This window comes from Slackia heliotrinireducens DSM 20476, assembly GCF_000023885.1.
In the GTDB taxonomy this organism is placed as follows: domain Bacteria; phylum Actinomycetota; class Coriobacteriia; order Coriobacteriales; family Eggerthellaceae; genus Slackia; species Slackia heliotrinireducens.
The window spans coordinates 2620372-2633200 of sequence record NC_013165.1; the positions used below are offsets into that span (position 1 = coordinate 2620372).

Consider the following 12829-nt stretch of genomic DNA (forward strand, 5'->3'; position numbering starts at 1 on the left):
GAAGGCGCCTTCGCCACACGGCCGCAGCTCGGTCCGGGCACCTTGGACCTTTCGGGCGGAGTTTATCGGACCCGGCGCAGGATGACGAGCAGGCACCCGATGGCGCAGACCGCACTCACACCGAACGCCGCGTGGAAGGACATCTCGCCGGCAAGCCCGGCCCCTTCGAGGCAGAACACCATGAGCGCCGTACCCACCGAGGCGCTGGTCTGGCGCGCGGCCAAGCCGAATCCGCTGCCGTCGGAGATGCATTTACCCTTGAGCTGCGACAGGCTGAACGACGTCAGCGGGCCGATAAGGCTGGAAACACCGATCTGCCGGATGGCCTGGATGCAGGCGACGACGCCGAGCGAAGTGGACGCGTCGCAGAAAGCCATCATGGCAGAGCCCGTCGCCAAGAACAATCCGGCCACCACGGTCACAGGACGCACTCCGATCTTGTCTGTCAGATAGCCTGCCAGCGGATTCATGACAAGCGCCGTCACCGTGCCGGGTAGAAGCACGATGCCCGCCTCGAAGGCGGTGCCGCCGCACAGCCCCTGAATATAGAGCGGTACCAGCAGCGTGATGCCCATGAACGATGCCGTAAGCAGGCACAACGCCGCGAATCCTGCGTTGAACGAGCGGCTCTTGAAGATGCTCGGATCCACCATAGGCCGCTCGATGCGGGTTTGACGAAGGAAGAACGCCACCAGGGTCGCAACACCGACGACCGCCGGCCCCCAGACGTGCGGATCGAGCACCGCGTATGAGGAGGCGTAGGAGCATGCCATGAGTATGCCGCCGAACCCTGTGGTGCACAGCACGAAGGAAATCGGGTCGATGCCCGCCGGATACGAGGCGTCGTCGTGGCGTTGTACCAAGAAAGCGCAGGCCAAAGCGATAGCCAGTGCGATGCCCGCCAACATCCAGAAGAAGCTTCGCCAACCGAAAGCGTCGACCATGGAACCGCCGATGGTGGGCCCGATGTTCGGCGCGAAACCCATGGCGATGCCGGAGATGCCCATAGCCGTGGCCTTGCGCCCCTCTGGAAACCGGGTCATGGAGAAGGTCTGGGTGAGCGGCATGAGCAGACCTGTGGCGCAGGCCTGCATGATGCGGGCGAACAGCAGCATCCAGAAGTTGGGCGCGCACGCAGCCAGCAACGCGCCGCCGATGAACAGCCCCGCCGAAAGCAGCACCAGGTCTTTGGTGCGGAAACGCCCCATGAAAAACGACGAGAGCGGCACGATGGCGCCGATGACGAACATATAGATGGTGGCGAGCCACTGCCCCACTCCGGTCGATATCCCGAACTCGGAACAGACCTGGGACAGCATAGCGTTCAGGCCCGTTTGGGACAGTCCGCCCAACGATGCGGACAACACGATGGCGGCAAACATCGCATACACCCATGCGCGGCCTTCGCGAAACACTGCCGTCACGATGTCGCCCCTTTCCATCTTCACTCAACTGCGGCCTGTCAATGATACCGCCCGCCTGCACTCTGCATGCCGAAGCCATATAAAAACCGCCGACCTGGTGGCCGGCGGTTGGAATTCTTTCGAACGGAAACCGGAAGCTAAAGCTCCATGTTGTCCATGTTGCGCGTGGTCTGCGCTTTCTTGGCGGTGCGGATGAGGAACTCCTGGTTGTCCTTGGTCTGGCGCAGCGACTTGATGAGCATGTCCGTGGCACGCTCGGTGTTGTTCATGTTGGCCAGAATGCGGCGAACGGCCCAGATGAGCGGGGCCTCCTGCGGATTGAGCAGCAGGTCCTCCTTGCGGGTGCCGGACTGCACCGGGTCGATGGCCGGGAATATGCGACGGTCGGCCAGGTTGCGGTCGAGCTTGAGCTCCATGTTGCCCGTGCCCTTGAACTCCTCGAAGATGACCTCGTCCATCTTCGAGCCGGTTTCGATCAGGGCCGATGCCAGGATGGTCAAGCTGCCGCCGCCTTCGATGTTGCGGGCGGCGCCCAAGAACTTCTTGGGCGGATACAGGGCTGCGGAGTCGACGCCACCGGACAGAATGCGCCCAGACGCAGGCTGCGCCAGGTTGTAGGCGCGGGCCAGACGGGTCAGGCTGTCCAGAAGGATGACAACGTCCTGCCCGTCCTCCACCAGGCGTTTCGCACGCTCGATGACCAGTTCGGACACCACGATGTGGTTCTCGGTGGGCATGTCGAAGGTGGATGCGATGACCTCGCCCTTGATGGAGCGCTGCATGTCGGTGACTTCCTCGGGACGCTCGTCGACGAGCAGGCACATGAGGTGCACCTCGGGGTTGTTCACGCTGATAGCAGCGGCGATATCCTTCAGGATGGTGGTCTTGCCGGCCTTCGGAGGCGACACGATCAGACCGCGCTGGCCCTTGCCGATGGGCGACACCAAATCGATGACGCGGGCCGTGGTGGTATTGCGGCCGTGCTCCATCTTGAGAATCTCGTCCGGGAACACCGGGGTCAGATCGCCGAAGCGCGGACGTCCCGCAAGGTCGTCCAGGGACTTGCCGTTGACGGAGTGGATGGTCTGCAACGCGGCATACTTGTCGTTGTCGCGCGCCGGACGCGTCTGCCCCTTGACGTAGTCGCCTTTGCGCAGGCCGTTGCGGCGGATGAGTGCCGTGCCAACGTAGATGTCGTTCTCACCGGGCAGATAGCCGCCGGTGCGCAGGAATCCGTACCCGTCCTGGAGGATATCCAGAATGCCCTCGACCTCGAAGATGCCTTCAGCCTTCTTCGTGGCTTCGAACACGGCCTCCACCAAAGACGCCTTCTTCAACCCAGCGAAATCGACGCCGAGCAGCTCGGCCTTCTCACGCAGCTCGGCCACCTTGAGCTCGTTGAGCTCTTCCAGAGAGACGGAGGGGCCGGTGGGCTGGGCGTTGTTGCGGCGCTGGCGGCGCTGCTGCTTGCCGTTTTGCTGCTGTTTGTTGTTCTGCTTGCCCTGCTGCTTGTTCTGCTTGTTTTGTTTCTGGAACTGCTGGCGCTTGCCGTCGGAGGAATCCGCAGCGGGCTGCGATTCGCCCTGGGCCTGCGCATCTGCAGCGGCTTCGGAGCTCTTGGTTTCGACGGTGTGGGCGCGCGCACGGGGGCGGCGCTTGGGCAGCGGCCGCTCTTCGGCCTCGGCCTCGGCAGCGGTGGGAGCAGGGGCGACGTCGGCGGAGTCGGCTGCAGTTTCGGGCTGGGCTGCAGGCTCGGCCATGGCAGGCGCAGCCTCGGGAGCAACCTCGGGCGCGGCTTCAGGCGCAGCCTCGGCTGTCGGGTTCTCCTTGACGGCCGTCTTGCGGGGACGTCCGCGACGCTTGGGCGCCTCTTCGGCAGGGGTTTCGGTCGCAGGAGCCTCGGCGGCAGGTGCCGTTGCGGGCTCCGCGACGGCTTTGCGGGGACGTCCGCGACGCTTGGGCGCCTCTTCGGCAGGGGCTTCCGTTGCGGGCGTTTCCGCCGCGGAGGCCTCGTCGGCCTTCTTCACCGTACGGCGGCGAGGCTTTTTCACAGGTTCGGCGTCGGCAGACACCTCCTGCGTGGTTGCCTCGGGAACGGCTTCCGCAGTTTTCTTGGCGGTGCGGCGGGCAGTGCGCTTCTTAGGAGCCTCGACGGCCTCGGGGGCAGTCTCTTCCGGTGTCAGATTGTCAGACATTATGCGTTCTTAACTTTCTCCCAGTCCTTCAGGAAGGACTCGAGACCACGGTCGGTCAGCGGATGCTGGATCATCTTCTTCAGCACGTTGAAGGGAACGGTGGCGATGTCGGCGCCCATGAGAGCGGCCTGCGTCACGTGGTTCGCGCTGCGGATGGAAGCGGCGATGATTTCGATCTGCTCGCCGTTGACGGTGTTCTCAGTGTAATCGTAGTTGTTGATGGCGGTGACGACGTCCTCGAGCTGGGCAAGACCGTTCTCGGAGATGTCATCGAAGCGGCCCACGAAGGGCGAGATGTAACGCGCGCCGGCACGAGCGGCCAGGATGGCCTGCGGCACGGTGAAGCACAGGGTCATGTTGACGCGGATGCCCTCGTCGGCCAGGGTGCGGCATGCCGCCAGACCTTCGACCATGGTGGGGACCTTCACGACAACGTTGGGGGCGATCCTGGCCAACTCACGGCCGTCGCGGACGATTTCGTCGCGGGTCATGGCAACGCTCTCGGCGCTGACGGGGCCATCGACGATGTCGCAGATGCGCTCGATGTGGTTGTAGAAGTCGTCGAGCTTGCCGCCGATGCGGGAATACAAGGTCGGGTTGGTGGTCACGCCGGCGAGCGCACCCCAGCTCGCTGCCTCTTTGATCTCATCAAGGTCGGCTGTGTCCAAAAAGAACTTCACGGTTTTCCTCCTCTAGGAACCTTCCCCACCTGTTGCGGTGGAGCTAGCAATATTCAGCGGGCTCAAGATATGCTCGTTACAAAGGCAACGTTCAACGCCTGTTCTAATGTGAGCAATGGGATTATTCAGAAACCCGCTGTGTGCGGACGCGCAGATAATACCACAGTCCAAAGAAACGCAACCCCCTAAATGTGAAAAATCGCAGGTAGCCACACATAGACGCGACCGATTGCCTCGGTCGCAACGTTTCGGAACGTTTTGATATGCCGAAATCGCACCTTTCCGACCTTTTTGAGGCAACACAGCTCTGACCTGGGGTTGCAACCACCGGTATCTTGAAAGTTGCCAAAAAAGCAACCGCAAGTTGGTGGATTGCGGAGCGCCGCAACCCCATCATGAGACTCGTCAAGCATATAATGAAAACCGTAGGAAGGAACGACCATGAGTTTTCGCGACAATCTTCAATACCTGCGTTCGACCCGCAGCATGACCCAGGAGCAGCTCGCCATGATGGTGGGCGTTTCGCGCCAGTCCGTCACCAAGTGGGAGTCCGAACGGGCCTACCCTGAAATGGACAAGCTCCTCAAAATCAGCCAGATCTTCGACTGCACCATCGACGAACTGGTTCAGGGCGACCTGACCCATCGGGACATCCAGCCCGAAAAGGCCATGCCGGTGGACATGTCTTCCGACAGCATCGGCTATGTCGACCGTTTCAAGGTGCACGCCCGTCTGATCTCCATCGGTGTAGGATGCTTCATCATCGGATGCGGACTTGGACTTTTGCTCACGGGCCTGTTGCAGACCATCGGCTTCTCCACCCAGGTCGAGATTCTCCTGCCCGTCCTGGTGCTCGCCTTCGTCATCGCCGGATTGGCCTTCGTCATCCCCGAATCCACACGGCACACCCTGTTCATGAAGGAGCATCCCTACATCATCGACTTCTTCTCCTCCGAAGAGCGGATGGAAAACGGCGTGCGCACATCCCGCGGCATCGTTTTGGGCACGGGCATCATCCTGGCGAGCCTCATCCTGGTGTTCGTGTTCGGCGAACGCATCGACGGCATCGAGCCGCTGGAGGAGATCGTGTCCGGAATCATGCTCATCGGCATCGCCGTGGGCGTGGGGTTCATCGTCTACTTCGGCATCCTGTCCGACATGACGAACATCGCCGAGTACAACGTGAGCGCCCTGTGCGAACTGACCGATGAAGAGGCCGTCGAGCTGCTGGACGACCGCGACGCCTCCGAGCGCGAGCGCCTGCTGGCAAAACGCCGTATCAACAAGATCGTGGGCGCAAGCTGCGGCATCACCATGGTCATCGCCACCATCGCCGGCTTGGTCCTGCTCTTCTCGGAATTCGAGTTTTTCTGGATGGCCTGGTGCGTCGGCGGCCTCATCTGCGCCGTGATCGCCATCGTCGGCAGCATTCTGGCCCCCAAGCCGAACGCCGCATAGCGCCCTTCGCATACCTCTTGCAGACGCCCTCGGTTTTCGCCAGGGGCGTCTTTGCGTTGCTTCTGGAAACGTCCACAGGCTCACCATTCAGGTCTGGTATCCTATGCCACCGCACTGACACCCGGCAAGAAACGGACTCCCATGAAGATCAACCACGCCATCCTGCATGTTTTCGACTTCATCTCCTGCGTCAACGTATTCGCCACCGAAGAGGTGAACTTGGAAGACAAAAGCGCGAAAAGCTACATTTCGAAACATGCGAACAAGGCTCTGAACAGCCTGGACAACAAGCATGGCGTGTTTTACGAGGACAGCATGTTCGCCGAGGAGCTGCAGGCGTACGCCCAAGGGCAGCGCAGTTTCATGGACATGTCCCGCAAGATTGCAGACTATCTGGCCGACGAGCTGGGCCGTCAGCAGAAAGCCGACTCCACCGACCTGCTCATCGTCGATTTCGAGGTGCCTGTCAACGGCAACCAAGGCGGCGAAGCCACCGACGAAGAGGTGGACGCATCCTTCGAAGGCCAGGCCATGCGCTATTTCGCCATCCTGCTGCTGGACAGCAAGCAGGCCTACATGCATGAGGTGGGCCGCGGAGACGGCGGCCGCAACGACATCGCCCGCCACTTCGCCATCCTGCCGAGCCCCTCGCAGAAGGTGCAGTCCTACGCCGTGATCGACCTGATGACCGGCGGCGTAACTTTGTCCGACAAGAAACGCCTGATTGCCGGCGAAGAGCGCTTCCTCCTGGCGGACGGCCTGCTGCAGTGCTCCATGGAGGCGTCCAGCAAGGAGGCCTTCTCCGCAGTGGCCGACGTGGTGGAAACCGTGGCCAACGAATACGGCGCCAACAGTGCTTTGGCGCTTTCCAGGGCGAAGGCGTACGCTGCCGAAGTGGCCTTCGACGACGGGGACTTCGATTTGGACGAACTGGGCCGCGAAGTGTTCGACGGCCGCAGCGACATGATGGGGCGCTTCGACGAATACGCCGCCGAGGAGCACCTTTCCGGAAAGATGAAACTGGACAAGGCCGCCGTGCAGCGCTTCACCAAGAACCACAAGATTCGCACCGACACGGGCATCGAGATCACCTTCCCCGCAGAATACGGGCGCAACCCCGACTTCATCGAGTTCATCAGCGAGCCTGACGGGCGCATTTCCATCTCGTTGAAGAACATCGGCTACATCGAGAACCGCTAGACGCACGAAGGACGCCCGACATGGCACTCAACCGCTTTTCCCGCACCGAGCTCATCATGGGCGCCCCCGCCCTGGAACGCCTGTCCGCAAGCCGCGTCGCCGTGTTCGGCGTGGGCGGCGTGGGCGGTTACGTGGTAGAGGCCCTGGTTCGTGGCGGCGTGGGCGCGTTGGACCTGATCGACAACGACACCGTGTGCCTGACTAACATCAACCGCCAGATCATAGCCACCGACGAAACGCTGGGGCGCCTTAAGGTGGACGTGGCCGCCGAGCGCATCCGCACCATCAACCCCGATTGCCGCGTGACCACCCACACCTGCTTCTATCTTCCCGAAACCGCGGACCGCTTCGATTTCACGCAGTACGACTACGTGGTGGACGCCGTGGACACGATTACCGCGAAGCTCCAGCTCATCACCGAGGCCTTCAACACGCAGACACCTATCATCTCCAGCATGGGCACCGCCAACAAAATGGACCCTACTGCGTTTCAGGTGGCCGATATCTCCAAAACCAGCGTGTGCCCCCTGGCGAAGATCATCCGCAAGGAGCTGCGCAAACGCGGCATCAAACACACCAAGGTGGTCTATTCCACCGAGCAGGCCCTCACGCCGCTGCCCCTTCCCGAAGATACCGACCTGCCGCTGGACCCCTCCGACATCGACAGCCGTACGGGCCGCCGCAAAATCACCCCGGGTTCGAACTCCTTCGTGCCTCCCGTCGCCGGGTTCATCATCGCCTCCGAGGTCATCAAAGACCTGACGGACGGTTTGCGCCTCGACCAGGCCGGCGTGTAAACCAACAAAACGGTTTCAAGCGGAAAACCCGTGTTTGTACGGCGTTTTTGGAGTACCATGGCAAGCGTTTCATATCTGGATGAAGAACAGGACACCCATGGCTTTCGTGATTACATCGCTTCCGCAGTTCCGCGACGCCGAGGCTGACGGCCGCATCGCCACCCGCGGCTACATGAACTGGTTCCAAGACGCCGCAACCGGGCACTTCCATCAATTCGGAAAGGGCAACGACGTCATTATCGACGCTTACGGCTTGGGCTGGCTGGCAACTCGTTACAACCTGGTGATTGAAAGCCGAGCCGATTTCTCGGGACCGGTGGAAAGCAAGGTGTGGATCGAATCGCAGAAATCCCCTGTACGCCTGGTGCAGTATCTCATCATCACCCAGGGCGGCGAACTGCGCGCGAAGGGCGCCATGGAGATGTGCATCGCGAATGTGGCCGAGGGCAAGGTCGCGCGGCTGTCCGAAATCGACTTCCCCACCAATCTGGCCGAACATCTGGGCATCGAAACGCCCCGCCTGCAGCGCATCAGGTTCACGGCGGAAGGCGCCGACCACGCCTACACCTACCACGTGCGGTATTCCGACATCGACAACAACCTGCACATGAACAACCTGCATTACGTTGACCTGGCCCTGAACGCCTTCAATACGGAATTTCACATGGCGCACCCCACCCGAAGCTTCGAGATCGAATACATCGCGCAGTGCCACGAGGGCGACGCCGTGGAGGTGTTCAAACGCGAAGCCGAACCCGGAGTGTGGGAAGTTACCGGTATGAACGGCGACGAGCTGTGCACGCGTGTCCGCCTGACGGTGGATTAGCGGTACGGGCACTCCAGAATGTGGTCGTTGATCACGCCGATGGCCTGCAGATACGAATAGACGATGGTGGGGCCGACGAAAGTGAAGCCCCGCTTCTTCATGTCGCGGCTCACGCGCTTCGACAGGTCGTCGAAAGCGGGCATGTCGTCTTGCCGGGCCAGCCTGTGGTCGATGGTGCATCCGTCGGCAAAGCCCCATATATAGACGTCGAAGCTGCCGAACTCCTGCTGAACCCGTAGAAACGCCTGGGCATTCGTCCGCACCGACAGCATCTTGCGGCGGTTGTGGATGAGTCCGTCGCAGGCGAGCAGCTCTTCGATGCGCGCATCGTCATATGCCGCGATGACCTGCGGGTCGAAACCGTCGAAGGCCGCGCGGTAGGCCGCTTCGCGCTTCAGGATAAGCGACCAGGAAAGACCCGCCTGCTGGCCTTCGAGCGCAAGCATGGCAAACAGCTCGCGGTCGTCGTGGACGGGCTTGCCCCATCGGTTGTCGTGGTAATCCCGCATCAGGTCGTCCGAATCGCCCCAGGGGCACCGCATACCCATGCTATCGCCCTTCCGGTCGTGCCGCGCTCAGGTCCAGGTCCAGATCGACATTGCCGACGATGCCTGCCACCTGGCCCGAATCGGTGTACTGCCACATTACGAAATCATAGTAGGCGTAGGCCGGCGATGGCGTGTATTCCGCATGCCAGCGTGGGTAGGCCGACAAGTCGCCCAGATTGAAGCAGAGCATGTCGGATGCGTTACCGTACACCATAGCCTGATAGCCGGCCTCCTCCACCGTCGTGCAGAAAGCCTGTGCGATGGCGGTCAGCTCGTCGCGGGTCAGGCCCTCAACCCGTCCGCCGTAGCTCATTTCCAGGTCGAAAACCACGGGATACTGCAGATGGGCGTCCTGGGCCTGCAGGTTCTCAATGCAGAACTGGGCCTCTTCGACGGCTTCTTCCACCGTTACGGCCGCCGAGAAGAAATACACGCCTACGTCCAATCCGCTGGCCTGGGCCTGTTCGAGGTTGTACGCATAGTAGTCGTCCAGAGCCACGTTGCCTTCGTCCACCGAGCGGTAGCCTAAGCGAATCATGGCGAAATCGATACCGTCGTCCACCACCGCGCTCCAGTCGATATGCTCCTGATGTGCGGAAACGTCGATGCCCTGGCGGGAAACCACTTCGCCGTTCATCTCGTAGACGCGACGGCCGTCTTCCGTCATGCGCAGATTGCCCCAATCGTAAATGGGTTCGATCTGCGCATCGACGCCTTCACCCAGGCTTTCCGTAAACCGATGCTCGCCCGACGCACCCTGGTCGCTGGCCAGAAAACCGGCAATGCCGCCGCCCACTGCGAACACGACCAACAGCAGGACAACTGCTGCAATGCGCAATGCCCAGGCAGATGCCCTGCCCGACCGCCTGGTCGGGCCCTTGCGCTTACGGGCTCCAGCACGCGCACGGTCGGCCCGCCTCTGGCTTTCGGCATACCGGCTGTGGGACCGTTGCGGCGAGCGCTGGGGTTCGCGCGCATACCGCGATGTCGAATCAGACCCCATCCTCGACGAACCCGAACGCGGCTGTTGTGACCCGCCGACCTGCGTCGAGCGGACGGAGCGTTGGGATTGCGAGAGCCTCTGAGGCTGGGGGCGCGACGAGCCGGCAGACGTCGTGCGTCCGCTGGAGCCGCGAGTGGATTCGACCCTCGCATGCCTGCCCTGATGTTCTGCCATGAGCCTCCTTGTCGGCGATATCCGCCTGAGTGTAGTCGGACTCGGTACGCGAACGCACCGCGATGGCGAAAGCCGACGAAAAACTCCGTCACTTATCTGCAAGGGTTCCACAGCCAGGCGGCATTTCAAGCTCTGCCCCGCACTGCGGGTCGCCTTCGATCCGGATTCGAAACCACGCCCTGACAACGACGAATCGTCGTGCGTTGCGGCGAGCTGGCATTTTTCGGCACGCAAGCCCCCATCGTCCGAATCACCATCGTGAAACGAGGCCTCTGCACCCTGTCGTGCAACGAAATCTCAATTTGCGGAGCACTTGAGGGGATAATCCGCGCAAACAGCCTCCTGCCGATAGGTTGTGAGCTCGGAAGGCTTTGTGTTTCGCCACAACCTAACGTATTCTGTTGCGTATCTTAAGGTCATCTGGTCATGAAGCATCCTCGTAACGCGTCGAAGGAGCCTCTTCGCGCAGATTATCCCCCTCAAGTGCTCCCAAAGTCGGATTTTCGTTGCACGAAGCCCGCCAGGAACCCTGGCAAGCCCGCCAACCGCCGCCGTTCGAACTGCGGCATTCCCGGTAGAAGCCGCCGGATGCCCGCAGGCGCGCACGACCGATTACGAAAGGATGCCCAGATGTGCGGGCTTGCCGTCCTGAACTGCAGTATCATAGGAACATTCACTTTGAGATGCAGATGGAGGAGCCATGCCCACAAAAGAAGAGCGCGCGAAGCAGGCTGCCAAGCACCTTGCCTTCGTCAACACCGTATTCGCCAGCGACACTGCCGCAAGCATCGAAGCGACCGTCGTCTACGAGGACGGTGACGGACGCGAACTGGCCGTTCCCGAACCCCGCTTCGAGGCCACCGCGACAGACGCCACCACCGACTTCACGGTAACGGCCCTGTTCAAGGCCCAGGGCAAGGTAGCCGTGGTCGACCCCTGCGCCTTCACCAAGCCCGGCGGCAATTACGTCGAAGGCGCCTTCGGTCCTGAACAGGTGCTTTGTGCCGACAGCAACCTTTACCCCATCCTGTGCGGCCTGAAAGAAACCTACCACGACGCCAACCGCGACTATTGGTCGGGGCAGCTGTTCACCGACCGGGCCCTGTGGATTCCCGACGTCAAGTTCACCCGCTCGGGCGACCTGCGCACCGCCGGCATCGTGGCTGTTCCTGCACCCAACCGCACCCGTGCCCTTGAAAATCACCGCTCCGCTGCCGAATGCGACCAGGCCATCAAGACCCGCATCGAAACCATCATGCGCGTCGCCGCTGCAAACGGCGTCGACACCCTTATCTGCAACGCTTTCGGCTGCGGCTTCAACGGCAACGACGACACGGTCGTCGCCCAGCTGTTCCGCGACTGGATCGACGCCCACCAGGGCGTTTTCGAAAATGTGATCTTCGCCGTACCCCGCGCGAACTTCGCCGCATTCGACGCGCTGTTCGCAGCCCCCGAAATCGAAGAACCCGTTTACGTTCCCACCGACGAGGAGGACGAGGACGACTTCGACATCTACAGCATCGAGCTGCCCGAAGGCATCACGCTGCGCTAGACACCCCGTGCATATAAGAACCGCAGGCCCTTGTTGACCTGCGGTTCTTCTTTTATGAAGCGAACGTACTAAGCGCACGGGTTGTGAGCGCGAATGTCCAGCCGAACGCGGTACGGGCCCTCGCGGTCGTCGTCGACGGAGATGCGGACGTTGCTCGCCGTTGCCTCCCATCCGCTGTCCATCAAGTCGGCCAGCGTAGACGCCACATCGGCCGGTACATATCCGCCATGCAGCCCGTCGGCGTATACGGCTATGGCGTTCGGGTCGTATTCGTTATTCGGCTCCCTGACCAGGTCGATTTCGAGTCCGTAGGTGAATTCGGCATGCGACCAGGCCACGTCGTGGTTGTCGAACTTCGTGCCGGCCACATACGTATGGAAATACAGATCCTCGTCTTCGTCATTGTCCGCGGCCCAAGGGTCTTCGCTATCGCCGTCTTCGTCATCGATGGTGTCACACCAGCTGCTTGCTGCCGACGGCTCGCTGGTCCAGGGATACTCGCTTTCAAGTACATCGTTCCAAGAATCCGTGGCCCGGTTGAAACCATCGTCGTCAGATGAATTCAGCCACGCATCCAACGCGGACTTGCGCTGCGACGACGCCTTCGGCTTCGTCCGTGAGGAAGTCGTCCAAGCATCGTCGTCCGAACCGCCCTCTGTTCCGAACACGTCGAATATCACGTGGTGGCCGACGGACGCTTCGAAGGGGTCCATGCGCCCATTGTCGTTGAAATCGAACGGTCCGCCGTACATGGTGCCTCCTTATCCGTGGATGTCATCATGATACGCCGGCAACGCCTTCCTTATGAACAGGAAACGGGACAGCAACGATTTTCCCAGCTGGTCTGAAGGACCAGCTGACCGAATCGGGTCACACAAGGCACATGCGACTTCCTGCAACCTCGCATGACCTGCGAATTCCGCGACGCACGAAGACGGTGCATGCGCAACGTGCGCCATACCGCACGACTGG

At 61.4% G+C, this 12829-nt stretch carries 11 protein-coding genes; 5 read left to right on the forward strand and 6 right to left on the reverse strand.

From position 1 onward, the window contains the following. Positions 1-62: 62 nt before the first annotated feature. The 3 genes from SHEL_RS11615 to fsa all read right to left on the reverse strand — a co-directional run bounded on the left by SHEL_RS11615 (position 63) and on the right by fsa (position 4299). On the reverse strand, positions 63-1424 hold the full coding sequence (locus SHEL_RS11615) for a DHA2 family efflux MFS transporter permease subunit (protein ID WP_232001600.1): 1362 nt from the start codon (positions 1422-1424) through the stop codon (positions 63-65). A gap of 137 nt (positions 1425-1561) precedes the next feature. Then, on the reverse strand, positions 1562-3619 hold the full coding sequence (rho, locus tag SHEL_RS11620) for a transcription termination factor Rho (RefSeq protein ID WP_012799476.1): 2058 nt from the start codon (positions 3617-3619) through the stop codon (positions 1562-1564). Next, complete coding sequence (gene fsa / locus SHEL_RS11625; RefSeq protein ID WP_012799477.1) at positions 3619-4299, reverse strand: fructose-6-phosphate aldolase; 681 nt, start codon at positions 4297-4299, stop codon at positions 3619-3621. The genes rho and fsa overlap by 1 nt, the downstream gene beginning before the upstream one ends. Positions 4300-4740: 441 nt before the next feature. On the opposite strand from fsa, the gene SHEL_RS11630 reads away from it, so the two are divergent. From SHEL_RS11630 to SHEL_RS11645, 4 genes are all read left to right on the forward strand, one after another. Beyond that, positions 4741-5757: a helix-turn-helix transcriptional regulator gene (locus SHEL_RS11630; RefSeq protein WP_012799478.1), complete on the forward strand. Its 1017-nt coding sequence runs from the start codon at positions 4741-4743 to the stop codon at positions 5755-5757. A gap of 141 nt (positions 5758-5898) precedes the next feature. Beyond that, the gene (locus SHEL_RS11635) at positions 5899-6957 is read left to right on the forward strand and encodes a nucleoid-associated protein (protein WP_012799479.1); all 1059 of its coding nucleotides are present in this window, start codon (positions 5899-5901) and stop codon (positions 6955-6957) included. A 20-nt stretch (positions 6958-6977) separates the two neighbouring features. Next, entirely contained in the window at positions 6978-7754 is a 777-nt protein-coding gene (locus SHEL_RS11640; protein WP_012799480.1) for a tRNA threonylcarbamoyladenosine dehydratase, read from the forward strand. Between the two features lie 97 nt (positions 7755-7851). Beyond that, a complete protein-coding gene (locus SHEL_RS11645) occupies positions 7852-8580 on the forward strand; it encodes an acyl-[acyl-carrier-protein] thioesterase (RefSeq protein ID WP_012799481.1) in 729 nt (242 codons plus the stop codon). Here SHEL_RS11645 and SHEL_RS11650 read toward each other — a convergent pair. Together SHEL_RS11650 and SHEL_RS11655 are read right to left on the reverse strand one after the other, a co-directional pair. After that, entirely contained in the window at positions 8577-9128 is a 552-nt protein-coding gene (locus tag SHEL_RS11650) for a DNA-3-methyladenine glycosylase I (protein WP_012799482.1), read from the reverse strand. The two genes, SHEL_RS11645 and SHEL_RS11650, sit on opposite strands and share 4 nt — an antisense overlap. Position 9129: 1 nt before the next feature. Next, the gene (locus SHEL_RS11655; protein ID WP_126513823.1) at positions 9130-10305 is read right to left on the reverse strand and encodes a glycoside hydrolase family 25 protein; all 1176 of its coding nucleotides are present in this window, start codon (positions 10303-10305) and stop codon (positions 9130-9132) included. Between the two features lie 700 nt (positions 10306-11005). Here SHEL_RS11655 and SHEL_RS11660 point away from each other — a divergent pair. After that, positions 11006-11857, forward strand: a complete 852-nt coding sequence (locus tag SHEL_RS11660; RefSeq protein WP_012799484.1) for a TIGR02452 family protein — start codon at positions 11006-11008, stop codon at positions 11855-11857. A gap of 68 nt (positions 11858-11925) precedes the next feature. Here the strand turns inward: SHEL_RS11660 and SHEL_RS14560 are convergent, their stop codons facing one another. Further along, on the reverse strand, positions 11926-12609 hold the full coding sequence (locus SHEL_RS14560; protein ID WP_012799485.1) for an HIRAN domain-containing protein: 684 nt from the start codon (positions 12607-12609) through the stop codon (positions 11926-11928). Positions 12610-12829: the final 220 nt, after the last annotated feature.

Excerpts from the sequence above, each read along its gene's own strand:
- SHEL_RS11655 (WP_126513823.1), bottom strand. The coding sequence starts at position 10,305 with ATGGCAGAACATCAGGGCAGGCATGCGAGGGTCGAATCCACTCGCGGC.
- SHEL_RS11650 (WP_012799482.1), bottom strand. The coding sequence starts at position 9,128 with ATGGGTATGCGGTGCCCCTGGGGCGATTCGGACGACCTGATGCGGGAT.
- rho (WP_012799476.1), bottom strand. The coding sequence starts at position 3,619 with ATGTCTGACAATCTGACACCGGAAGAGACTGCCCCCGAGGCCGTCGAG.
- SHEL_RS11640 (WP_012799480.1), top strand. The coding sequence starts at position 6,978 with ATGGCACTCAACCGCTTTTCCCGCACCGAGCTCATCATGGGCGCCCCC.
- SHEL_RS11635 (WP_012799479.1), top strand. The coding sequence starts at position 5,899 with ATGAAGATCAACCACGCCATCCTGCATGTTTTCGACTTCATCTCCTGC.
- SHEL_RS14560 (WP_012799485.1), bottom strand. The coding sequence starts at position 12,609 with ATGTACGGCGGACCGTTCGATTTCAACGACAATGGGCGCATGGACCCC.
- SHEL_RS11645 (WP_012799481.1), top strand. The coding sequence starts at position 7,852 with ATGGCTTTCGTGATTACATCGCTTCCGCAGTTCCGCGACGCCGAGGCT.
- SHEL_RS11630 (WP_012799478.1), top strand. The coding sequence starts at position 4,741 with ATGAGTTTTCGCGACAATCTTCAATACCTGCGTTCGACCCGCAGCATG.
- SHEL_RS11660 (WP_012799484.1), top strand. The coding sequence starts at position 11,006 with ATGCCCACAAAAGAAGAGCGCGCGAAGCAGGCTGCCAAGCACCTTGCC.